Raw genomic sequence first — 22167 nt, forward strand, 5'->3', positions numbered from 1 at the left:
ATCACGATGAAGAAATCGGTTATAGCCGCAGGCGTTATTGTTGCATTAGGTGTGGTCTGGACGGGTGCGGCCTGGTATACCGGGAAACAGCTGGAGAGCCATCTGGCAGAAATGGTCGCGCAGGCGAACAGCGAGCTTAAGCGCACCGCGCCAGAAGCCGGGCTGGAGGTCAGTTACCAGGATTACCAGCGCGGCCTGTTCAAAAGCCATCTGCAACTGGTGCTTAAACCGGTCGCTGGCACGCAAAATCCATGGCTGCAGCCAGGACAAAGCCTGGTGCTGAACGAAGTGGTGGATCACGGTCCCTTCCCGCTCGCCCAGCTGAAATCCTTCAACCTTATCCCTTCCATGGCCTCGGTAAAATCGACGCTGGTGAACAACGAAGCGTCAAAACCGCTGTTCGATCTGGCGAAGAATGAGTCTCCGTTCGAGGCCAATACCCGCATCAGCTATGCCGGTGATACGAGTACCGATCTGGCGCTGAAAGCACTGAATTACGAAAAGGGCGATGAAAAAGTGGCCTTCAGCGGCGGCAATTTCCAGCTGGATGCCGATCGTGATGGCAAAAACGTCTCGCTGAAAGGTGACGCAGCAAGCGGCCTGGTAAATGCCGTCAATGAGTACGGCCAGAAAGTGCAGCTCACCTTCAACAACCTCAAAACCGAGGGCAATAGCCGTCTGACCGACTTTGATGAGCGGATCGGCGATCAAAAACTCACGCTCGATAAGCTGGCTATCGCCATTGAAGGCAAAGAGATGGCCGTGCTTGAGGGAACCGATCTGAGCGGTAAAGCCGAGCTGTCGAAAGATGGCAAGAGCGTTAATAGCCAGCTGGATTACAGCCTGAAGAGCCTGAAAGTGCAGAATCAGGATCTGGGTACCGGCAAGCTGACGCTGAAAATCGGCAATATTGACGGCCAGGCGTGGCATCAATTCAGCCAGCAATATCGCGCCCAGAGCCAGGCGTTGCTGGCAGATAAAGCGCTGATGGAAAATCCGGCCCTGTATCAGCAAAAAGCGGCAGAAGTTTTCTTCAGCAACCTGCCCGTCCTGCTTAAAGGCGAGCCGGTGGTAACGCTGGCTCCGCTGAGCTGGAAAAACAGCAAAGGCGAGACCAACTTCAACCTGTCGCTGTTCCTGAAGGACCCTGCCACCGCCACGGGCGAGGCGCAAACCCTGGCCCAGGAAGTGGATCGCAGTGTGAAATCGCTGGAGAGCAAGCTTACTATCCCGATGGACATGGCGACCGAGTTCATGACCCAGATTGCGAAGCTGGAAGGCTATAACGAAGATGACGCTGGTAAGCTGGCTGGCCAGCAGGTGAAAGGCCTGGCGGCAATGGGCCAGATGTTCCGCATCACTACCGTGGAAGATAACGTCATCAGCACCAGCCTGCAGTACAGCAACGGGCAGGTTACGCTGAACGGTCAGAAGATGACGCTGGAAGAGTTTGTCGGCATGTTTGGCGTTCCGGCGCTGAACCTGGCGGTACCGGACGAGCCTGCCGCGCCAGCGGCTCCGGCTCCGGCTCCGGCTCCGGCTCCGGCACAGCCTACGGTTCCGCAGCAGTAATGCTAAAAAACCCCTCTTTGAGGGGTTTTTTATTGCCGCCAGCCAGGACGTCTTAGCGATCTTCCTGTAACCGTGACGCTACTTCACGGGGACTAACCGGGCGGAGACAATCTGATGCCCGGCTTGCACATCAGATTTTTCAATCCGCTGCATAATCCTGTCCGCCAGCGTGTGGCCCATCTCCCGTGCAGGGGTGGTTGCCCAGACGATAGGCAGATCGTCCAGCGCGTTTTCTGACACATCCGCAAAGGCACCGAGCGCCACCTGATGACCAAAGAAGGTTTCAACCCCGCCTTCCCCGCTCTGGCGTCCGGCCCGTATCAGGCCAAACCAGGCGCCCATTGCGATGACGTCGTTGTAGCAGATCACGGCGCTGATGGTGGGGCTGGCGCGGAGCAACGTCCCGATAGCCTCTGCCGCCTGCTTCTGGCTGGACTCGCACTCCACCACCCACTCACTGTGGAACGGCAGGCCGTATTTAATCAGCGTTGAACAGTAGCCGCCCACCCGTTCGGCGCGGGTCAGCGACGAGCTTTTTCCGCCCAGCCAGGCAATCCGCTGATGGCCGCGGCGAATAAGATGTTCGGTCAGCATTTGTGCTGCCTGCATGTTGTCCGGGCGCAGGGTATCGGCCTCATCCAGATAGCTGGCGCGAGAAGCAAACACCAGCGGAACACCCTTCTGGGCTGCCCGTTCGCACAGTTCGTTGCTTAACCCGGATGCCCCGGCAACGATCACCCCATCGACCCCCTGGGTCAGCAGCATGTCGAGGCGCTGGAGCAACTGATCCGCTTCCCGGCCACCGTGGAGTAAAAAGACCATCCGGCCTTGCGATTCCAGCGCCTCCGTCAGCCCTGCCGTCAGTTCGGCATAAAACGGCGAGGTCAGATCGCGGACAATCAGGCCAATCACCCCGCTTTGTCCACCGCGCAGCGCCGAAGCCTGCCGGTTACGAACAAATCCCAATTCCTCAACCGCATCGTTGACGCGCTGGCCTGTCGCGGAGGAGATCCGCCCTTTTCCGCTCAGCACCAGTGACACCGTGCTGACGGACACGCCCGCCGCCTGCGCGACGTCATTAATGGTGATCTTTTTCGCTACAGCCATGTGATGGCGTGACTCCCTGACAATGAGACCGGTAAAACGTTTTATCAATACGTTATCTTTATACTACCAGTTAAAGGCTAAGAATGTGATTTAGCGCGCACTAAAATTTGATAAAACGTTTTATCTTCTCGCAGCATTGAAGCAGATAAACTGATTTTAACAACACAGGAGTCGTTTTATGACGGCGAAAGCAGCACAAAAAATATCGCTGTGGGAGTTTTTCCAGCAACTGGGTAAAACCTTTATGCTGCCCGTGGCGCTCCTCTCGTTCTGCGGGATCATGCTGGGGATCGGCAGCTCGCTAAGCAGTCACGATGTGATTACGCTGATCCCGTTCCTCGGCAATCCTGTGCTGCAGGCTGTCTTCATCTGGATGAGCAAGGTCGGCTCCTTTGCCTTTAGCTTCCTGCCGGTGATGTTCTGTATCGCTATCCCGCTGGGCCTGGCGCGGGAAAACAAAGGTGTCGCGGCATTTGCCGGTTTCGTTGGCTATGCGGTGATGAACCTGGCGGTCAACTTTTGGCTCACTGCCAAAGGCATCCTGCCGACCACCGATGCGGCAGTACTCAAGGCCAACAACATACAGAGCGTGATTGGTATTCAGTCTATTGATACCGGGATCCTCGGCGCAGTGATCGCGGGTGTGATCATCTGGATGCTGCACGAGCGTTTCCACAATATCCGCCTGCCGGACGCGCTGGCATTCTTTGGTGGCACCCGCTTTGTGCCCATTATCACCCTTGTGGTGATGGGTCTGTTTGGCCTTGTGATCCCCTTGATCTGGCCTGTCTTTGCCATGGGCATTACCGGCATTGGCCGCATCATTAACGGTGCCGGTGATTTTGGACCGATGATCTTCGGTACCGGTGAACGTCTGCTGCTGCCGTTTGGACTTCAGCATATTCTTGTCGCCCTGATCCGTTTCACGGAAGCGGGCGGTACGATGGAGGTGTGCGGTCACGATGTGAGCGGCGCGCTGACCATCTTCCAGGCGCAGCTAAGCTGCCCGACCACCCACGGTTTCTCGGAGAGCGCCACTCGCTTCCTGTCCCAGGGTAAAATGCCAGCCTTCCTCGGTGGCCTGCCGGGCGCAGCCCTGGCGATGTACCACTGTGCTCGCCCGGAAAACCGTCACAAAATTAAAGGCCTGCTGATCTCCGGTGTGATCGCCTGCGTGGTGGGCGGAACCACCGAACCGATTGAATTCCTGTTCCTGTTCGTTGCCCCGGTGCTGTACCTCATCCACGCTGTGCTGACCGGTCTGGGCTTTACCGTGATGGCGGTGCTGGGTGTGACTATCGGCAACACCGACGGCAACGTGATCGACTTTGTGGTGTTCGGCATCCTGCATGGCCTGTCGACCAAATGGTATCTGGTACCCGTAGTAGCAGCGATCTGGTTCGCGGTGTACTACGGTATCTTCCGCTTCGCCATCACCCGCTTTAACCTGAAAACGCCGGGTCGTGATACCGATGCGGCCACCAGCGTTGAACAGGCGGTTGCGGGTACGATTGGCAAATCCGGCTATAACACCCCTGCCATTCTGGCGGCGCTGGGCGGTGCGGATAACATTACCTCGCTGGATAACTGCATCACCCGCCTGCGTCTGTCGGTGGCAGATATGTCTAAAGTAGATACCAACGCCCTGAAGGCTAACCGCGCTATCGGCGTGGTACAGTTAAACCAGCATAATTTGCAGGTGGTTATCGGCCCGCAGGTGCAATCAGTCAAAGACGAACTGGCGACCCTGATGCGAACAGTAGAAGCCTGATGCCTCCCCCCTCGCCATGAGGGGGTTTTATTTTAAGGACCAACGACATGTTTGATTTTGCTACCGTCGTGGATCGTCACGGTACATGGTGCACCCAGTGGGACTATATTGCCGACCGTTTTGGTGCCGCCGATCTGCTGCCTTTTACCATCTCGGATATGGATTTTGCCACCGCCCCTTGCATCATCGACGCCCTGCAAACGCGCATCGGCCACGGGGTATTTGGTTACAGCCGCTGGAAAAACGACGAATTCCTGGCCGCTGTGGCCCACTGGTTCCACCAGCGTTTTCACAGCACCATCGACACCCGTGCCATCGTCTATGGCCCCTCGGTGATCTATATGGTGTCAGAGTTGATTCGCCAGTGGTCGGACGCCGGTGACGGCGTGGTGATCCACACCCCCGCTTACGACGCGTTTTATAACGCCGTTGCGGGTAATAACCGACAGGTTGTCTCTGTCGGCCTGCAACACTCGGTGGCGGGCTGGCAGTGCGATATGGCCGAACTGGAAGCGGTGCTGGCCCAGCCGCAAAACAAAATCCTATTGCTCTGTAGCCCGCATAATCCGACCGGCAAGGTCTGGACACGCGACGAGTTAACCACTATGGCTGACCTCTGCGCGCGACATGGCGTGGCGGTGATCAGTGATGAAATCCACATGGATATGGTGTGGGGCGAGCAACGGCATACCCCCTGGTGCGAAGTCGCTCAGGGTAAATGGGCGCTGCTAACCTCTGGCTCCAAGAGCTTCAACATTCCCGCCCTTACCGGCGCATACGGCCTGATTGGCGATGAGGCCAGTCGCATGGCCTATCTGCAGGCGCTGAAAGGCCGTGATGGGCTGTCCTCGCCGTCGGTGCTGGCGCTGGTGGCGCATATTGCGGCGTATCAGCAGGGCGAAGCATGGCTGGATGCGCTACGCGCTTATCTGGAGGCGAATTTGCAGTACGTCGCCGACACGCTGAATGCCGCTTTCCCGACGTTAAACTGGCAGCCGCCGCAGGCGACCTATTTGGCATGGATCGATCTTCGTCCGCTCGGGATCGATGACAAGGCACTGCAGAAGGTGCTGATTGAGCTGCAAAAAGTGGCAATCATGCCGGGTTATACCTACGGGGATGGAGGCAAAGGTTTTGTCCGTCTTAACGCTGGCTGCCCACGCAGTAAGCTTGAGCAGGGTGTCGAGCGCCTGATTGCCGGGATCCGTACTTTGCAGTAATTCGTTTGCGCAACGGAATAATCCCTTGCGCAAATAGCTTTTTCTCTCGTTTTGTTTTTATAATAGCCCGCACTTCTACTAATAAAGAGTGCGACCATGATTGATATCACCCTCCCGTTAACTGACGTTCATCGCCACCTTGATGGTAACATCCGCGCCCAGACCATCCTTGACCTGGGCCGTCAGTATAATTTAACCCTGCCCGCACAAACCCTTGAGACGTTGATCCCACATGTGCAGGTTACGGAAAACGAGCCGGATCTGGTCAGTTTCCTGAGTAAGCTCGACTGGGGGGTAAAAGTTCTGGCCTCGCTGGACGCCTGTCGTCGCGTCGCTTTTGAAAATATCGAAGATGCCGCGCGCAACGGTTTGCACTATGTCGAACTGCGCTTCTCGCCGGGCTACATGGCGATGACCCATAAACTGCCGGTGGCAGGCGTGGTTGAAGCGGTGATTGCTGGCGTGCGTGAGGGCTGCAAGACCTTCAACGTCGAGGCCCGTCTGATTGGCATCATGAGCCGCACCTTCGGGGAAGACGCCTGCCTGCAGGAGCTTGAGGCGCTGCTGGCGCACCGCGACCATATCACCGCTGTGGATCTGGCGGGTGACGAGCTGGGCTTCCCGGGCAGCCTGTTCCTCTCTCACTTTAACCGCGCCCGCGATGCTGGCTGGCACATCACCGTGCATGCCGGTGAAGCGGCAGGCCCGGAGAGCATCTGGCAGGCCATTCGTGAGTTAGGTGCCGAGCGTATCGGTCATGGGGTGAAGGCGGTTGAAGACCCGGCTCTGATGGACTTCCTGGCAGAGCAGCGTATCGGGATTGAATCCTGTCTGACCTCCAATATTCAGACCAGCACCGTGGCGACGCTGGCGCAGCATCCACTGAAAACCTTCCTGGAGCATGGGGTGATGGCCTCGCTGAATACCGACGATCCGGCGGTTCAGGGCGTGGATATTATTCACGAGTATACGGTTGCCGCCTCGCTGGCTGGACTGAGCCGGGAGCAGATCCGCCAGGCGCAGATCAACGGGCTGGAAATGGCCTTCCTGACCCCTGCGGAGAAGCAGGCGCTGCGCGACAAGGTCGCACGCGGATAAGAAAAAGCCCGGCAGTGCCGGGCTTTACTTTTTTAAGCGAGACACAAGGTCGCGCGATGTTTCGCAGACTCAATCCCCAGCTCAATCAACTCCATAATCTGAATCGCCTGGCTCGCAGGAACAGGGTTTTCACCGTCGCCGTTCAGCGCATCGCGAATACCAGCATAATAGGCCGGATAGTTACCCGGCAGCGTCAGCCAGGTCTCTTCTACACGCTCTTCGCCTTCAACGCGGGTCAACACGCCGTCACGCATGTCGTAACCCCAGTCTTCCTGCGGCAGACGCTCGCCATTTTTCAGACGATCTTCCTGCGGGTCGAGGCCAAACTTCACGTAGCTGCCGCGGGAGCCATGCACGATATAGCGAGCCGATTCTGCCGCTGCCATCATGGTGCCGTGCAGTACCACACGACGCTGCGGATAACTCAGCACAGCGTGGAAGTAGTCCGTGGCCTGTGCGCCAGGACGCAGCTGGGCCAGATCGACGTTCAGGCTCACCGGTAGACCGAACAGGTTAACGGCCTGGTCAAGCAGATGGGGGGCCAGATCGTACCAAATACCGCTGCCCGGACCCGCCTGCTCGCGCCAGCGGTTGCGTACCTGCGGACGGAAGCGATCAAAATGCGATTCAAAGAAGGCTACTTCTCCGAGAGACCCGTCAGCGATCAACGCTTTCACGGTCAGGAAATCGCTGTCCCAACGGCGGTTATGAAACACGGAGAGCAATTTCCCGAGGCTTTTCGCCAGCGCGTCCAGCTCCCGGGCCTGTGACAGTGTCACGGTAAAAGGTTTGTCCACCACCACATGCTTCCCTGCTTCCAGGGCTGCTTTAGCCAGTGGGAAGTGAGTGTCATTGGGCGTAGGGATGACGATGAGATCAATAGTGGGATCGTTAAACAGATGCTTCGGCTCGGAAACTACCGGCACCGTCGGCCAGTCTGCATGCACTTTACTCGCATCGCTGCTGGAGATTGCCGCCAGTTCCATCCCTGGCGTGCCATCAATTAGCGGAGCATGAAACGTTTTACTCGCATAACCATAACCTATTAATCCAACACGGATTTTGTCGTTCATGACGTCGCCTCTCTTCTTTTGACACACATATTTCACACTATCTCTACTCTGGTCACAATAGGTTAAAACTGGGTTTTGCGCCTCGGGGCGATATATGCAATCAGTAATTTCTGATTAACAATTATAACTAGCTGAGTACAATCGCAAAACAACACTGCAAAGCGCTTGCCGGGCGGCAATCTGCGCTGTAAAATTCTTAAACTGTATTTATGGATAAAACAAAATAACGAATCATGACGACAATCATTAATCGAATTATCGAGTTAGCCGGATGGATTGTGTTGGGCGTGTCGGTGATATTGCTGGGCATCGCCAGCCATATCGACAACTATCAGCCGCCGGAACCGGTCAATAGTGTCAATCAAGCCAAGCCGCATGCACTGCTCAAAAATAGTGACATATGATGTCAGTTGCATATTGCCAGCCGTCATGAACAGCGTTAACCTTCATCGCCAGGCGTCGACCGACGCCTGATTTTGCCATGTAAAGAAAATTCTTATTTTTGCCGCTACGCTTCGGCAAATGTTTACGCCTTTTTTGTTCCGTTTACTATTCGACCGAATTACTTCTTTGGTATCACTCCTTCTTAATATGGAAAATTATTAATATGACCGTTCAGGACTATTTATTAAAATTTCGCAAAATTAATTCTCTCGAAAGTCTGGAAAAGTTGTTTGATCATCTGAACTACAGTCTGAGCGATAACCAGGAGATTATCAGCATGTACCGCGCCGCAGATCATCGCCGCGCTGAACTGGTCTCTGGCGGGCGTTTGTTCAACATTGGCGAAGTGCCTAAGTCCGTGTGGCGTTACGTGCTATAAGAGGGTAGCCATTCCCGGGAAATGTTATATACTCTCGCCCCTGCAAATTTGCAGTTTGCACTGTTACGCTGACTTCGGGAGAGAACATGACCACAACGGCTGGAGAAAAAATTGGCGGCTGGTTACTGGCTCCGCTTGCCTGGCTGCTAATGGCATTATTAAGCGCTTCGCTGGCACTCGTCCTTTACTCTACGGCGTTAACGTCGCCGCACGCGTTAAAAACGCTGGGCGCGCAAAATACCAGTAATATTGTCATGTGGTTTATTTCTTTCGCCTTTGCGATTGCCATGTGGTACTACACGCTTTGGTTAACCATTGCGTTTTTTAAACGCCGTCGGGCTGTGCCGAAACACTATATTATCTGGCTACTGGTTTCTGTATTACTGGCTATTAAAGCTTTTGCGTTTTCGCCCGTCTCCGATGCGCTGGCGGTGCGTCAGTTACTCTTCCCCCTGCTGGTGACTGCACTGTTTGTGCCCTACTTTAAGCGTTCGGCACGCGTGAAGAACACCTTTGTGAACCCGTAATAACCTTACAGTTAACCTGTTGTCGCCTGCCGCGGCTTGTCCGATAATAGGGGGCTTTTTTATCTCAGGCTGAAAAATGACCGATTACTTACTGCTTTTTGTCGGCACGGTGCTGGTAAACAACTTCGTTCTTGTGAAGTTTCTTGGCCTGTGCCCGTTTATGGGCGTGTCCAAAAAGCTGGAAACAGCAATGGGGATGGGGCTGGCAACCACTTTCGTGATGACCCTCGCCTCGATCTGTGCCTGGTGGATTGAAACATGGATCCTGCTCCCCCTTGGCCTGACCTATTTGCGCACGCTAGCCTTTATTCTGGTTATCGCGGTGGTGGTGCAGTTCACCGAAATGGTGGTGCGCAAAACAAGCCCGGCGTTATACCGTTTGCTCGGCATCTTCCTGCCGCTGATCACCACTAACTGTGCGGTGCTCGGCGTGGCGCTGCTCAACATTAACCTTGGGCACAATTTCCTGCAGTCGGCGCTGTACGGCTTTTCGGCTGCGGTCGGCTTCTCGCTGGTGATGGTCCTGTTTGCGGCGATCCGCGAACGCATGGTCGCCGCCGATATCCCGGCACCGTTTCGCGGTAACGCCATCGCGCTGGTTACCGCCGGTCTTATGTCTCTGGCCTTTATGGGCTTTAGTGGTCTGGTGAAGTTGTAATGAATGCAATCTGGATCGCCATCGCAGCCATCAGCGTACTGGGGCTGCTATTTGGCATCATTCTCGGTTACGCTTCGCGCCGCTTCGCGGTTGAGGACGATCCGATCGTTGAGAAAATTGATGAGCTGCTGCCGCAAAGCCAGTGTGGGCAGTGCGGCTATCCCGGCTGTCGCCCGTACGCAGAGGCGGTAGGTAACGGCGGAGAGAAAATTAACCGCTGTGCGCCTGGCGGCGAAGCGGTGATGCTGAAGATTGCCACCTTGCTGAACGTCGATCCGCAGCCGGTTGACGGTGACGAAAGTGCGCAGGAGCCGGTTCGTATGCTGGCAGTGATCGATGAACCAAACTGCATCGGCTGTACCAAATGCATTCAGGCCTGCCCGGTAGATGCCATCGTAGGCGCCACGCGCGCCATGCATACCGTGATTGAGGATCTGTGTACCGGCTGCAACCTCTGCGTTGCCCCCTGCCCGACGCAGTGCATTGAGTTACGCCCGGTAGCGACAACGACCGACAGCTGGAAATGGGATCTTCAAACCATTCCGGTTCGCATTATTCCTGTGGAACAACATGCTTAAGTTATTTTCTGCCTTCAGAAAAGAGAAGATCTGGGATTTCGACGGCGGTATTCATCCGCCCGAAATGAAAACCCAGTCCAGCGGTACGCCGCTGCGCCAGATCCCGCTGGCTAACCGTTTTGTTATCCCTCTTAAACAGCATATCGGTGCTGAGGGTGAGCTGTGCGTGAAGGTCGGTGACACTGTGTTACGCGGCCAGCCGCTGACCTTTGGGCGCGGGCGTATGCTGCCGGTTCATGCCCCCACGTCCGGTACCGTAACGGCGATTGCTCCGCACACGGTAGCCCACCCTTCTGCCCTGTCTGAGCTGTGTGTGGTGATTGACGCTGATGGTGAAGATCGCTGGATCGAACGCGACGGCTGGAGCGACTACCGTAGCCGCAGCCGCGAAGAGCTGATCGCCCGTATCCACCAGTCTGGCGTCGCCGGACTGGGCGGCGCAGGCTTCCCCACCGGCAACAAATTGCAGGGCGGCGGCGACAAGATTCAGACCCTGATTATTAACGCCGCCGAATGTGAACCTTACATCACTGCCGACGATCGTCTGATGCAGGACTGTGCAGCGCAAATTGTTGAAGGTATTCGCATCCTCGCCCATGTTTTACAGCCGAAGGAAGTGCTGATCGGTATTGAAGACAACAAGCCGCAGGCGATCTCAATGCTACGTGCGGTGTTGGCGGGGAGTCATGATATCAGCCTGCGGGTGATCCCGACGAAATACCCCTCCGGTGGCGCGAAGCAGCTGACCCAAATTTTAACCGGCAAGCAGGTTCCACACGGCGGTCGCTCCTCTGACATCGGCGTGCTCATGCAGAACGTCGGCACCGCCTATGCAGTGAAACGTGCGGTCGTTGACGGCGAGCCGCTCACTGAGCGCGTCGTTACCCTCACCGGTGAAGCCGTCAGCCGCCCTGGCAACGTCTGGGCGCGTCTGGGCACACCAGTTCGTCACCTGCTGGACCAGGCCGGGTTCTGCCCGAGCGCGGAGCAGATGGTGATCATGGGCGGACCGCTAATGGGCTTTACCCTGCCGTGGCTGGATGTCCCGGTGGTGAAAATCACCAACTGTCTGCTGGCCCCATCCGTCAGCGAGATGGGCGAGGAGCAGGAAGAGAAAGGTTGCATACGCTGCAGCGCCTGCGCCGATGCCTGTCCGGCGGATCTGCTGCCCCAGCAGCTTTACTGGTACAGCAAAGGTCAGGTCCACGACAAAGCAAAAGCCCATAACCTGGCCGACTGCATTGAATGCGGTGCCTGCGCCTGGGTTTGCCCGAGCAATATTCCGCTGGTGCAATATTTCCGCGTCGAAAAGGCCGAGATTTACGCCATCGCCCAGGAAGAGAAACGCGCTGCCGAGGCCAAAGCACGCTTTGAAGCCCGCCAGCTGCGTCTGGAGCGAGAAAAAGCCGCCCGCGAAGAACGTCATAAAAAAGCAGCGGTTCAGCCTGCGGCGAAAGATCAGGACGCCATTAATGCCGCCCTGGCTCGTGTTCGCGAGAAGAAAGCCACTGCCGCTCAGGATGTGGTGATCCCATCGGGTCAGCGCCCTGACAATAGCGAAGCCATTGCCGCGCGCGAAGCGCGTAAAGCAGAGGCTCGTGCCCGTCAGGCCGAGAAGGCGCAGTCCGGCGCCGCACAGCCAGAAGCGGATCCGCGTAAAGCGGCAGTTGAGGCTGCTATTGCCCGCGCTAAAGCCCGTAAGGCATCGCAGCCGGACGAGACTGAGGTAGAACCGACCTCCGTTGATCCGCGTAAAGCGGCTGTAGAAGCCGCTATAGCCCGTGCGAAAGCCCGTAAAGCGGCGCAGCCGGACAACATTGAGGCCGAACCGACACCCGTTGATCCGCGTAAAGCGGCCGTTGAAGCTGCCATTGCCCGTAAAGCGGCGCAACCGGACACTGTTGAGGCCGAACCGGCACCCGTTGATCCGCGTAAAGCGGCCGTTGAAGCCGCCATTGCCCGTGCGAAAGCCCGTAAAGCGGCGCAGCCGGACGAGATTGAGGCCGAACCGGCACCCATTGATCCGCGTAAAGCGGCAGTTGAAGCCGCCATTGCCCGTGCGAAAGCCCGCAAAGCGGCGCAACCGGACGAGCTCGAGGCCGAACCGGCACCAGTCGATCCGCGTAAAGCGGCCGTTGAAGCCGCCATTGCCCGTGCGAAAGCCCGCAAAGCGGCGCAGCCGGACGAAATTCAGGTAGAACCGACACCGGTCGATCCGCGTAAAGCCGCGGTCGAAGCCGCCATTGCCCGTGCGAAAGCACGTAAAGCGGCACAACAGGAAGAAGAACCGGCAGCCAATGACGATCCACGCAAAGCGGCAGTTGCTGCCGCCATTGCGCGCGTCCAGGCGAAGAAAGCCGCACAGCAGGCAGTTAACGAGGATTAAATGGTTTTCAGAATCGCAAGCTCCCCTTATACCCACAACCAGCGCCAGACATCGCGCATTATGATGCTGGTTTGCCTGGCCGCGCTGCCGGGCATTGCCGTTCAGTTCTGGTTTTTTGGCTGGGGGACGTTGTTCCAGATAATCCTGGGCTGTGCGAGCGCGCTGGCGGCGGAAGCCCTGGTGCTCAAACTGCGTAAGATGGCGGTAAGTAAGATCCTGGCCGATAACTCCGCCCTGCTCACCGGCCTGCTGCTGGCCATCAGTATCCCGCCGTTCGCCCCATGGTGGATGGTGGTGCTCGGCACCGTGTTTGCGGTGATCATCGCCAAACAGCTGTATGGCGGCCTGGGGCATAACCCGTTTAACCCGGCAATGATTGGTTATGTGGTGCTGCTGATTTCCTTCCCGGTGCAGATGACCAGTTGGCTACCGCCGCATGAGATCGCGGCCACCGTGCCTGGCTTTATGGATGCCCTGCAAGTAATTTTCTCTGGCCATACCGCCACAGGCGCGGATATGAACAGCTTGCGCATGGGCGTGGACGGTATCAGCCAGGCGACCCCGCTCGATACCTTTAAAACCTCTCTGCACGCCGGTCACAGCGTGGAGCAGATCATGCAGTACCCGATTTACAGCGGCGTGCTGGCAGGCGCGGGCTGGCAGTGGGTTAACCTGGCATACCTTGCCGGTGGCCTGTTTATGCTGTGGCAAAAGGCGATCCGCTGGCATATCCCGGTGAGCTTCCTGGTCACCCTGGCAATTTGTTCCGGGCTGGGCTGGGCCTTCTCGCCGGAATCGCTGGCGTCACCGCAACTTCATCTGCTCTCCGGCGCGACCATGCTGGGGGCGTTCTTTATTCTTACCGATCCGGTGACGGCCTCCACCACCAACCGTGGGCGTCTGATTTTCGGTGCTCTGGCCGGTCTGCTGGTGTGGTTGATCCGCAGCTTTGGCGGCTACCCGGACGGCGTGGCCTTTGCGGTTCTGCTGGCGAACATCACCGTACCGTTAATTGATTATTACACGCGACCACGTGTGTACGGCCATCGCTAAGGGACTCGCCATGTTAAAAACAATGCAAAAACACGGCGTAACGCTGGCGCTGTTTGCCGCGGTGCTGACCGGCCTGACGGCTCTCGTCAACGGGCTAACCAAACCCACCATCGACGAACAGGCGGCGCGTCAGCAAAAGGCGCTGTTCGATCAGGTGATCCCGGCAGAGCTTTACGATAACAACCTGCAAAAAAGTTGTTATCTTGTCGAGGCAGCCCCCTTAGGCAAAGGCACTCACCGTATCTTTATTGCCCGTAAAGGGGATGCCCCGGTTGGCGCAGTGATGGAAACCACAGCCCCGGATGGCTATTCCGGCGCCATCCAGCTGCTGGTCGGCACCGACTTCTCCGGCACCGTGCTGGGTACGCGCGTCACTGAGCATCACGAAACGCCAGGGCTTGGGGATAAAATCGAAACCCGCTTAAGCGACTGGATTTTGCATTTTGCCGGCAAAACCATTCATGGCAGTGACGATCCGGCATTTGCAGTAAAGAAAGATGGTGGTGAGATCGATCAATTTACCGGGGCGACCATCACCCCACGCGCGGTGGTAAATGCCGTTAAACGTGCGGGCATATACGCCCAGACGCTGCCTGCGCAACTCAACAATCTGCCCGCCTGTGAGGAGTGATCATGAGTCAGGTTAAAGAGGTTATTGTCCAGGGGCTGTGGAAGAACAACTCCGCCCTTGTTCAGCTGCTGGGGATGTGTCCCCTGCTGGCGGTCACCTCGACCGCCACCAACGCCCTGGGTCTGGGTCTGGCGACCACCCTGGTACTGACCCTGACCAACCTGTCGATCTCTGCCCTGCGTCGCTGGACGCCGTCAGAAATTCGTATTCCGATTTACGTGATGATCATCGCCTCGGTGGTGAGCGTCGTGCAGATGCTGATCAACGCCTACGCCTTTGGCCTCTATCAGTCACTGGGGATTTTTATCCCGCTGATCGTGACCAACTGCATCGTGGTAGGCCGCGCCGAAGCCTTTGCGGTGAAAAATGACCCGCTCATTTCTGCTCTGGATGGCTTTGCCATCGGCATGGGCGCAACGGGGGCGATGTTCGTGCTGGGTTCGATGCGTGAAATTCTCGGCAACGGCACCCTGTTCGACGGCGCAGATGCGCTGCTGGGCGGCTGGGCGAAATCCCTGCGCATTGAGGTGTTCCACACCGATACCCCGTTCCTGCTGGCGATGCTGCCTCCGGGCGCGTTTATCGGCCTCGGCATGATGCTGGCGGTAAAATACCTGATTGATGAGAAACGTAAGCGCCGCGCTGCCGCACGCAGCATCGAGGAAGGGATCCCTGAGAAGGCTTCATGAACAAAGAGAAACGTTTAACCATTCTGCAACGCCTGCGGGATAACAACCCGCACCCGACGACCGAGCTGAACTTTACCTCGCCGTTTGAACTGCTGATTGCCGTCCTGCTCTCTGCGCAGGCGACTGACGTCAGCGTCAATAAAGCCACTGCAAAGCTTTATCCTGTTGCCAACACGCCGCAGGCGATGCTGGAGCTGGGCGTAGAAGGCGTTAAGTCGTACATCAAGACCATCGGCCTGTTTAACAGCAAAGCCGAGAACGTGATTAAGACCTGTCGCATGCTGCTGGAGCTGCACGGCGGCGAGGTGCCGGAAGACCGCGCCGCGCTGGAGGCCCTGCCGGGCGTCGGGCGTAAAACCGCTAACGTGGTGCTGAATACCGCCTTTGGCTGGCCAACCATTGCCGTGGACACTCACATCTTTCGCGTGTGCAACCGCACCAACTTTGCCCCCGGCAAGAATGTCGAGCTGGTGGAAGAGAAACTGCTGAAAGTGGTTCCGGCGGAATTTAAGGTCGATTGCCATCACTGGCTGATCCTGCACGGGCGCTATACCTGCATTGCGCGCAAACCGCGCTGCGGCTCCTGTATAATCGAAGATCTCTGCGAATATAAAGAGAAAACAGACCACTGAAACCGTCATTTGACGGTTTTTCACCTTTTCAATGCCTTACGTAAAGTATGCCTCCCTGCTGATCCCCCCTTTTGCAGTTGTTCAACCTGAGCACGAGTCCGCCCCTCGCGTAATCTGTGGCGATATAACAATCAAACAGGTTAATTGTTTTTTTGTCAGCGAAATTTTCTATATAAGTGTGACGGGGATCACTCTGTTCACACTGTGTTAATTTTATGTATTGGAAATGCCGACAAAGCCTTATTGCATCAATAAATCACCTCTGATAACCCGAAGATATGACCGGATATTTTTCAGAACTTAGTCCATATCACTGCACATTGCCTTTTACAGCAGAACATATCGCCATCTGCGCATTTTTTGGGCTGATTAATAGTGAAAAAAACCAGTTTATACGCAACGGTAAAATTTAACGCTAAATAACATTTAGGTTTCTGGCGCATTATAGTGCCAGGGTTATATGTAACAGATTATTGCAAACACCTTGCCAGACGGGTCAGGATAGTGAACATTACCCGCCGTTTCCCCTCCCACTATAACTATAAAGCGGACGGACTACGGTCATCACGCTATGAACACCCCCGTTAATATGGGATGTAAAAAAAGAGGTATATGTGTCTACTGCAAACAATAAACCAGCTGAGGAAAGCGTAAGTCTTAACGCTTTCAAACAACCGAAATCGTTCTATCTCATTTTCTCTATTGAGCTGTGGGAGCGTTTTGGTTACTACGGTCTGCAAGGGATCATGGCTGTTTACCTGGTTAAACAACTGGGTATGTCCGAAGCTGATTCCATCACGCTGTTCTCTTCTTTCAGTGCTCTGGTGTACGGTCTGGTCGCAATTGGCGGCTGGCTCGGCGATAAAGTACTGGGAACCAAACGAGTTATTCTGCTGGGTGCCATCGTTCTGGCGATCGGTTATGGCCTGGTAGCCTGGTCTGGTCATGATGCCGGTGTGGTTTACATGGGTATGGCGACCATTGCGGTCGGTAACGGCCTGTTCAAGGCTAACCCTTCTTCCCTGCTTTCGACCTGCTATAAGAAAGATGATCCACGTCTGGACGGTGCATTCACCATGTACTACATGTCCATCAACATTGGCTCCTTCTTCTCTATGCTGGCGACCCCGTGGCTGGCAGCGAAATTCGGCTGGAGCGTGGCGTTTGCCCTGAGCTTCGTCGGCATGCTGATCACCGTGGTTAACTTCCTGTTCTGCCGCAGCTGGGTGAAGGACTACGGTTCAAAACCTGACTTTGCACCGGTACAGATGGGCAAACTGCTGGCGACCATCGTCGGCGTGGTGATTCTGGTCGCTGTTGCCACCTGGCTGCTGCACAACCAGGGTATCGCCCGTGCGGTACTGGGTGTGGTTGCCCTGGGTATCGTCTGTATCTTCGCGAAAGAAGCCTTCTCTATGCAGGGTGCGGCGCGTCGTAAGATGATTGTTGCCTTCATCCTGATGGTTGAAGCGATTGTCTTCTTCGTACTGTACAGCCAGATGCCAACGTCGCTGAACTTCTTCGCTATCCGTAACGTTGAGCACTCTATCCTGGGCATCGCGTTCGAACCTGAGCAGTTCCAGGCCCTGAACCCGTTCTGGATCATGGTGGGTAGCCCAATCCTGGCCGCTATCTACAACAAGATGGGCGACCGCCTGCCAATGCCGCACAAGTTCGCGATTGGTATGGTGCTGTGCTCTGGTGCTTTCCTGGTGCTGCCGCTGGGTGCGAAATTCGCCAGCGACGCCGGTATTGTCTCCGTCAACTGGCTGATCCTGAGCTACGCCCTGCAGTCTATCGGTGAGCTGATGATCTCTGGTCTGGGTCTGGCGATGGTTGCACAGCTGGTGCCACAGCGTCTGATGGGCTTCATCATGGGTAGCTGGTTCCTGACCACTGCCGGTGCCGCGATTATCGCAGGTAAGATTGCAAACCTGATGGCCGTGCCATCTGATGTAACCGATCCACTGCTGTCACTGCACGTGTATGGCGATGTATTCCTGCAGATTGGTGTCGCTACCGCAGTTATCGCCGTGCTGATGATGCTGACCGCACCGAAACTGAATCGTATGACTCAGGACGACGACACTACCGCAAAAGCGAGCAAAACCGCGACCGTGTAATGTCATCGGGAAACGACTGAACAGAAGCCGCTAACTGTGCGTTAGCGGCTTTTTTTTTAGTCGGTGGCGCACTACCATAGAGTAAACCTACGTAAACAGGAGTGACCGATGAAACTGTTCTATAAACCAGGCGCCTGCTCTCTTGCCTCCCATATTACGCTGCGCGAGAGCGGTAAAGACTTCACGCTCAACGGTGTTGATCTGATGAAAAAGCGTCTGGAAAACGGCGATGACTTTTTCGCGGTGAATCCTAAAGGCCAGGTCCCGGCACTGCTGCTGGAAGATGGCACCTTACTGACCGAAGGGGTGGCCATCATGCAATACCTGGCGGATGGCGTCGCGGATCGCCAGCTGCTGGCCCCGACCGGCAGCATCGCCCGCTACAAAACCCTCGAATGGATGAACTACATCGCCACAGAACTGCACAAAGGTTTCACCCCGCTGTTCCGCCCGGATACCCCGGAAGAGTACAAGCCGACCGTTCGTGCTCTGCTGGAGAAAAAGCTGCAATACGTGAACGAGTCGTTAAAAGACGATCAGTGGATTTGCGGCCCACGCTTTACCATTGCCGATGCGTATCTGTTTACCGTTCTGCGCTGGGCGCGGGCCGTGAAGCTGAATATGGAAGGATTAAGCCATATTGACGCCTATATGCAGCGTATGGCGGAGCGCCCTGCCGTGGCGGCAGCGCTGGAAGCGGAAGGTTTGAAGTAAATTAGTGTTTGTTGCCGGGTGGCGCTATCGTTCACCCGGCACTCTTTATAGGCCCGGCAAACGCAGTGCCGCCGGGCATAGAGGTTAAAGCTGGGTCGCGCTAAAAAGGTGCTCCGGCATGGCAATCCGGTCCTGGGCGGCCACCACCTGCAGTTCATACTCCTGCATACTCTTTGTGGCAATCATGATTTCGTATACTGCCGCTGTGACGTGCTCAAGCGCATCACGCACCGTCGCCCCTTGAAGCAGTTTCACCAGCAGCAGGCCGCTGGTCACATCCCCGACGCCTACCGGTTGACGGCTACCAAAATCCACCAGCGGACGGCTAATGTGCCAGGCTTCGTCTTTCGTCACCAGCAGCATCTCAAAGCGGTCCGGGCTTATCCCGGCGCGGGCGAGATGTTTCACCAGCACGATCTCCGGGCCTTTGGCAATCAGTTCGCGTGATGCCGCAATTGCCTGTTCCACATTATTTACCGGATGTTCGCAGAGGATCTCCAGTTCAATCAGATTAGGGGCGATGATATCGCTGGCGGGTAAAGCATAACGGACATGAAACTCGGCCACGCCGGGCGCCACGATGCAACCCTTTTCAGGGTGGCCCATCACCGGATCGCAGAAGTATTTCGCCGCCGGGTTGGCTGCCTTCACCTGACGGACAATACCAAGAATATGCTCGCCCTGCTCGGCTGACCCCAGATAGCCGCTCAGCACAGCATCACAGGTTTTGAGTTTGTCGATCTCCGCAATACCCTGAACAATCTCGGTCAGATGGGCAGGCGGCATCACGCAACCGGTCCATTTGCCGTATTGCGTATGATTGGAAAACTGCACGGTATTTAGCGGCCAGACGTTGGCCCCGAGACGACGCATCGGAAATTCAGCGGCGCTGTTGCCAGCATGCCCAAACACGACGTGGGACTGGATGGCGAGGATATTCTTCATTTTCTTACCACAACCCTGAAAAAATAAAGGGGCGTGGTTTCCCACGCCCCTGTGCTTTTATGATTACTTCCAGCAAATCAGGCAGTAATTCTTTTTGCCGCGACGCAGTAAGGTGTAGCGGCCAAACAGGCGATCGCTGTCCACGAAGGTATACTCCTCGTTGGACTGCTTTTCGCCGTTAATGGTGATGGCATTTGAGGCGATAGTTTTACGCGCCTGACCACGGGACGGCTGCAGCTCGGAGTCAACCAGAGCCTGCATCAGGTCTGCTCCTTTCTCCATCTCCACCATCGGCACGCCATCCTGCGCCAGCTGTTCGAAATCAGCTTCGCTCAGATCGCTCAGGGTACCGTTAAACAGGCTGGCGGTAATACGCTTCGCGGCCGCCAGGCCCTCTTCGCCGTGAACAAGCTTCGTAACCTGCTCCGCCAGCACGTACTGGGCGCGCGGGGCTTTACCGCTGTTCTTGTCTTCTTCTTCCAGAGCGTTGATCTCTGCAAGATCCATAAAGGTGAAGAACTTCAGGAAGCGATAGACGTCAGCATCTGCGGTGTTGATCCAGAACTGGTAGAACTTATACGGGCTGGTTTTCTTCGGATCGAGCCAAACCGCGCCGCCTTCGGTTTTACCGAACTTGGTGCCGTCGGCTTTGGTGATCAGCGGAACGGTCAGACCGAAGACCTGGTTCTGGTGCAGACGACGGGTCAGGTCGATACCGGAGGTGATGTTACCCCACTGATCGGAGCCGCCAATCTGCAGCGCCACACCGTAAAGGTTGTTCAGGCAGGCGAAGTCATAACCCTGCAGCAGGTTATAAGAGAACTCGGTGAACGAGATGCCCTGGTCGTCGCGGTTCAGACGCTGCTTCACCGCTTCTTTGTTGATCATCTGATTAACGGAGAAGTGCTTGCCGATATCACGCAGGAAGGTCAGCACGTTCATGCCGCCAAACCAGTCGTAGTTGTTGGCGGCGATCGCTGAGTTTTCACCACAGTCGAAATCGAGGAACGGGGCGACCTGTTTGCGGATCTTATCCACCCACTCCTGCACGGTGTCTGCCGTATTCAGTTTACGCTCAGCGGCTTTAAAGCTCGGGTCGCCAATCAGACCCGTTGCGCCGCCCACCAGCGCCACAGGCTTATGGCCTGCCAGCTGGAAGCGTTTCAGGCATAACAATGGAACAAGATGCCCCAAATGCAAGCTGTCGGCGGTAGGATCGAAGCCGCAATAGAGCGCGATCGGGCCTTGCGCCAGTCGCTCTGCTAACGCTTCCTCGTCCGTCACCTGGGCTACCAGCCCCCGCTCTTGCAATTGTTTAATCAAGTTACTGCTTGCCATCAAATTCTCCATGTATAAAACGACTGCACCTCTGCCGGTACACGACTTTTCGCCAGACGCGAAAGGTACATAGAATAAAGCGCTGACACCCGTTGTACCAGCGCTTAAAAGAACAAATTTATGGGATTAAGGTGCCAGACGATCGATTTTCCACGCGCTGTTATCGCGCTGGTATAAAAACCGGTCGTGGAGGCGATGTTCACCGCCCTGCCAGAACTCCATCTGCTGAACGCTGACGCGGAACCCGCCCCAGAAACTTGGCAGGGGCACTTCGCCCTGCTGGAACTTCTGTTTCAGCTCGAGGAATTTACTTTCAAGCACGCCACGCGCAGAGATGCGACTCGACTGTTTAGAGACCCAGGCACCAATCTGGCTGTCACGCGGGCGGCTGTGGAAGTACTTCACCACTTCCAGGGTAGAGAGGCGCTCAACGGTACCGGTGACCATGACCTGACGCTCCAGCATATGCCAGGGGAAGAGCAGGCTGATGCGCGGGTTGTTTTCGAGGTGGTGCGCTTTGCGGCTGCCGAGGTTGGTGTAGAACACCAGCCCTTTCTCGTCGTAATGCTTCAGCAACACGATGCGCTGGTAGGGTTGCCCCTGTTCGTCGACGGTCGCCACTACCATGGCGGTGGGATCCGCCAGTCGGGCTTCACAGGCCTGTTTCAGCCAGTGCTCAAACAGCACCAGCGGCTCAGCGGGGAGATCCTGGCGACGCAGGCCGCCTTTGGTGTATTCGCGGCGCAGGTGCGCGATGTTTTGCAATTCGTCGTTATCTGACATGGCGTTAGCTGACATTGACAATGGGTGAGGCTATTGTGCGCCCCCCCCTGCAAAATCTCAACGCTTCGGATTTTCGATCTGACAATTGTTCAGCACGATACGATCGCGCTTATATACCGTCGCGCTGTCGCCTTTCGACCAGAAGACATAGACCCCGTCGCTGTAACGGGTGCCGGAGGCAGACATCCCCTGCTTCAACGTCAGCAGCTTGTTGTCATAGACAAAACTGACTTCCTGACGAGGATTGTTGAGCTTCACGGTGAGCGGTTTTTCATCGCACTGGTATGCCAGGGAGTCGGTTTGCATGCGCTCGACAAACTGGTTGTAGACGCTACAGCTCGCCAGGAGGAAGGGGGTTAAAGCAAGAAGCAGTTTTTTCATGGGTGAGTTCCGAAGACTTTCCAGGTCCCGGAGGGCGAAAACGCCCTCCCGTTTTTTCGTGTAAT

At 56.1% G+C, this 22167-nt stretch carries 22 protein-coding genes; 16 read left to right on the forward strand and 6 right to left on the reverse strand.

Features of this window, described 5'->3' with window-relative positions:
• The first annotated feature begins 6 nt into the window (after positions 1–6).
• A complete protein-coding gene (locus tag C3F35_RS01440) occupies positions 7–1572 on the forward strand; it encodes a YdgA family protein (protein ID WP_103793199.1) in 1566 nt (521 codons plus the stop codon).
• 78 nt (positions 1573–1650) lie between these two features.
• On the opposite strand, the gene C3F35_RS01445 is transcribed toward C3F35_RS01440, so the two are convergent.
• On the reverse strand, positions 1651–2679 hold the full coding sequence (locus tag C3F35_RS01445; protein ID WP_103793198.1) for a Mal regulon transcriptional regulator MalI: 1029 nt from the start codon (positions 2677–2679) through the stop codon (positions 1651–1653).
• Positions 2680–2857: 178 nt separating this feature from the next.
• Here C3F35_RS01445 and malX point away from each other — a divergent pair, with 178 nt between their 5' ends.
• The 3 genes from malX to add all read left to right on the forward strand — a co-directional run bounded on the left by malX (position 2858) and on the right by add (position 6768).
• The gene (gene malX / locus C3F35_RS01450) at positions 2858–4450 is read left to right on the forward strand and encodes a maltose/glucose-specific PTS transporter subunit IIBC (protein ID WP_032617859.1); all 1593 of its coding nucleotides are present in this window, start codon (positions 2858–2860) and stop codon (positions 4448–4450) included.
• 47 nt (positions 4451–4497) lie between these two features.
• Positions 4498–5670, forward strand: a complete 1173-nt coding sequence (locus C3F35_RS01455; protein WP_103793197.1) for a MalY/PatB family protein — start codon at positions 4498–4500, stop codon at positions 5668–5670.
• A gap of 96 nt (positions 5671–5766) precedes the next feature.
• On the forward strand, positions 5767–6768 hold the full coding sequence (add, locus tag C3F35_RS01460; RefSeq protein WP_059308104.1) for an adenosine deaminase: 1002 nt from the start codon (positions 5767–5769) through the stop codon (positions 6766–6768).
• A 32-nt stretch (positions 6769–6800) separates the two neighbouring features.
• Here the strand turns inward: add and C3F35_RS01465 are convergent, their stop codons facing one another.
• The gene (locus tag C3F35_RS01465) at positions 6801–7841 is read right to left on the reverse strand and encodes an oxidoreductase (RefSeq protein ID WP_032617856.1); all 1041 of its coding nucleotides are present in this window, start codon (positions 7839–7841) and stop codon (positions 6801–6803) included.
• 245 nt (positions 7842–8086) lie between these two features.
• On the opposite strand from C3F35_RS01465, the gene blr reads away from it, so the two are divergent.
• From blr to gstA, 12 genes are all read left to right on the forward strand, one after another.
• Entirely contained in the window at positions 8087–8245 is a 159-nt protein-coding gene (blr, locus tag C3F35_RS01470) for a division septum protein Blr (RefSeq protein ID WP_051916144.1), read from the forward strand.
• Between the two features lie 203 nt (positions 8246–8448).
• Positions 8449–8664 (forward strand): transcription modulator YdgT, encoded by a 216-nt coding sequence (gene ydgT, locus C3F35_RS01475; RefSeq protein ID WP_032617854.1) that lies wholly within the window; start codon positions 8449–8451, stop codon positions 8662–8664.
• A gap of 86 nt (positions 8665–8750) precedes the next feature.
• Complete coding sequence (locus C3F35_RS01480; protein WP_032617853.1) at positions 8751–9191, forward strand: DUF2569 domain-containing protein; 441 nt, start codon at positions 8751–8753, stop codon at positions 9189–9191.
• A gap of 76 nt (positions 9192–9267) precedes the next feature.
• On the forward strand, positions 9268–9849 hold the full coding sequence (rsxA, locus tag C3F35_RS01485; RefSeq protein ID WP_103793196.1) for an electron transport complex subunit RsxA: 582 nt from the start codon (positions 9268–9270) through the stop codon (positions 9847–9849).
• A complete protein-coding gene (gene rsxB / locus C3F35_RS01490; RefSeq protein ID WP_032617851.1) occupies positions 9849–10427 on the forward strand; it encodes an electron transport complex subunit RsxB in 579 nt (192 codons plus the stop codon). The genes rsxA and rsxB overlap by 1 nt, the downstream gene beginning before the upstream one ends.
• A complete protein-coding gene (gene rsxC / locus C3F35_RS01495; RefSeq protein ID WP_103793195.1) occupies positions 10420–12813 on the forward strand; it encodes an electron transport complex subunit RsxC in 2394 nt (797 codons plus the stop codon). Before rsxB ends, rsxC begins: the two co-directional genes overlap by 8 nt.
• Entirely contained in the window at positions 12814–13866 is a 1053-nt protein-coding gene (gene rsxD / locus C3F35_RS01500) for an electron transport complex subunit RsxD (RefSeq protein ID WP_103793194.1), read from the forward strand.
• A gap of 10 nt (positions 13867–13876) precedes the next feature.
• Entirely contained in the window at positions 13877–14497 is a 621-nt protein-coding gene (gene rsxG, locus C3F35_RS01505) for an electron transport complex subunit RsxG (protein WP_032617846.1), read from the forward strand.
• Positions 14498–14499: 2 nt separating this feature from the next.
• Positions 14500–15186 (forward strand): electron transport complex subunit E, encoded by a 687-nt coding sequence (locus tag C3F35_RS01510; RefSeq protein ID WP_059308109.1) that lies wholly within the window; start codon positions 14500–14502, stop codon positions 15184–15186.
• Positions 15183–15818, forward strand: coding sequence for an endonuclease III (nth, locus tag C3F35_RS01515; RefSeq protein ID WP_103793193.1), 636 nt, complete (start codon positions 15183–15185; stop codon positions 15816–15818). Before C3F35_RS01510 ends, nth begins: the two co-directional genes overlap by 4 nt.
• Positions 15819–16432: 614 nt before the next feature.
• Positions 16433–17941 (forward strand): dipeptide/tripeptide permease DtpA, encoded by a 1509-nt coding sequence (dtpA, locus tag C3F35_RS01520; RefSeq protein WP_032617843.1) that lies wholly within the window; start codon positions 16433–16435, stop codon positions 17939–17941.
• Between the two features lie 108 nt (positions 17942–18049).
• Positions 18050–18655, forward strand: a complete 606-nt coding sequence (gene gstA / locus C3F35_RS01525; RefSeq protein WP_032617842.1) for a glutathione transferase GstA — start codon at positions 18050–18052, stop codon at positions 18653–18655.
• Between the two features lie 84 nt (positions 18656–18739).
• Here the strand turns inward: gstA and pdxY are convergent, their stop codons facing one another.
• The 4 genes from pdxY to mliC all read right to left on the reverse strand — a co-directional run bounded on the left by pdxY (position 18740) and on the right by mliC (position 22102).
• The gene (gene pdxY, locus C3F35_RS01530; RefSeq protein WP_032617841.1) at positions 18740–19600 is read right to left on the reverse strand and encodes a pyridoxal kinase PdxY; all 861 of its coding nucleotides are present in this window, start codon (positions 19598–19600) and stop codon (positions 18740–18742) included.
• 63 nt (positions 19601–19663) lie between these two features.
• The gene (gene tyrS / locus C3F35_RS01535; RefSeq protein ID WP_032617839.1) at positions 19664–20938 is read right to left on the reverse strand and encodes a tyrosine--tRNA ligase; all 1275 of its coding nucleotides are present in this window, start codon (positions 20936–20938) and stop codon (positions 19664–19666) included.
• 126 nt (positions 20939–21064) lie between these two features.
• Positions 21065–21721 (reverse strand): pyridoxamine 5'-phosphate oxidase, encoded by a 657-nt coding sequence (gene pdxH / locus C3F35_RS01540; RefSeq protein WP_032617849.1) that lies wholly within the window; start codon positions 21719–21721, stop codon positions 21065–21067.
• Positions 21722–21778: 57 nt separating this feature from the next.
• On the reverse strand, positions 21779–22102 hold the full coding sequence (gene mliC, locus C3F35_RS01545) for a C-type lysozyme inhibitor (protein WP_032617838.1): 324 nt from the start codon (positions 22100–22102) through the stop codon (positions 21779–21781).
• Positions 22103–22167: the final 65 nt, after the last annotated feature.

Origin of the sequence: Leclercia sp. LSNIH3 (genome assembly GCF_002935105.1) — a bacterium.
In the GTDB taxonomy this organism is placed as follows: domain Bacteria; phylum Pseudomonadota; class Gammaproteobacteria; order Enterobacterales; family Enterobacteriaceae; genus Enterobacter; species Enterobacter adecarboxylatus.

Excerpts from the sequence above, each read along its gene's own strand:
- C3F35_RS01440 (WP_103793199.1), top strand. The coding sequence starts at position 7 with ATGAAGAAATCGGTTATAGCCGCAGGCGTTATTGTTGCATTAGGTGTG.
- C3F35_RS01445 (WP_103793198.1), bottom strand. The coding sequence starts at position 2,679 with ATGGCTGTAGCGAAAAAGATCACCATTAATGACGTCGCGCAGGCGGCG.
- malX (WP_032617859.1), top strand. The coding sequence starts at position 2,858 with ATGACGGCGAAAGCAGCACAAAAAATATCGCTGTGGGAGTTTTTCCAG.
- C3F35_RS01455 (WP_103793197.1), top strand. The coding sequence starts at position 4,498 with ATGTTTGATTTTGCTACCGTCGTGGATCGTCACGGTACATGGTGCACC.
- add (WP_059308104.1), top strand. The coding sequence starts at position 5,767 with ATGATTGATATCACCCTCCCGTTAACTGACGTTCATCGCCACCTTGAT.
- C3F35_RS01465 (WP_032617856.1), bottom strand. The coding sequence starts at position 7,841 with ATGAACGACAAAATCCGTGTTGGATTAATAGGTTATGGTTATGCGAGT.
- ydgT (WP_032617854.1), top strand. The coding sequence starts at position 8,449 with ATGACCGTTCAGGACTATTTATTAAAATTTCGCAAAATTAATTCTCTC.
- C3F35_RS01480 (WP_032617853.1), top strand. The coding sequence starts at position 8,751 with ATGACCACAACGGCTGGAGAAAAAATTGGCGGCTGGTTACTGGCTCCG.
- rsxA (WP_103793196.1), top strand. The coding sequence starts at position 9,268 with ATGACCGATTACTTACTGCTTTTTGTCGGCACGGTGCTGGTAAACAAC.
- rsxB (WP_032617851.1), top strand. The coding sequence starts at position 9,849 with ATGAATGCAATCTGGATCGCCATCGCAGCCATCAGCGTACTGGGGCTG.
- rsxC (WP_103793195.1), top strand. The coding sequence starts at position 10,420 with ATGCTTAAGTTATTTTCTGCCTTCAGAAAAGAGAAGATCTGGGATTTC.
- rsxD (WP_103793194.1), top strand. The coding sequence starts at position 12,814 with ATGGTTTTCAGAATCGCAAGCTCCCCTTATACCCACAACCAGCGCCAG.
- rsxG (WP_032617846.1), top strand. The coding sequence starts at position 13,877 with ATGTTAAAAACAATGCAAAAACACGGCGTAACGCTGGCGCTGTTTGCC.
- C3F35_RS01510 (WP_059308109.1), top strand. The coding sequence starts at position 14,500 with ATGAGTCAGGTTAAAGAGGTTATTGTCCAGGGGCTGTGGAAGAACAAC.
- nth (WP_103793193.1), top strand. The coding sequence starts at position 15,183 with ATGAACAAAGAGAAACGTTTAACCATTCTGCAACGCCTGCGGGATAAC.
- gstA (WP_032617842.1), top strand. The coding sequence starts at position 18,050 with ATGAAACTGTTCTATAAACCAGGCGCCTGCTCTCTTGCCTCCCATATT.
- pdxY (WP_032617841.1), bottom strand. The coding sequence starts at position 19,600 with ATGAAGAATATCCTCGCCATCCAGTCCCACGTCGTGTTTGGGCATGCT.
- tyrS (WP_032617839.1), bottom strand. The coding sequence starts at position 20,938 with ATGGCAAGCAGTAACTTGATTAAACAATTGCAAGAGCGGGGGCTGGTA.
- pdxH (WP_032617849.1), bottom strand. The coding sequence starts at position 21,721 with ATGTCAGATAACGACGAATTGCAAAACATCGCGCACCTGCGCCGCGAA.
- mliC (WP_032617838.1), bottom strand. The coding sequence starts at position 22,102 with ATGAAAAAACTGCTTCTTGCTTTAACCCCCTTCCTCCTGGCGAGCTGT.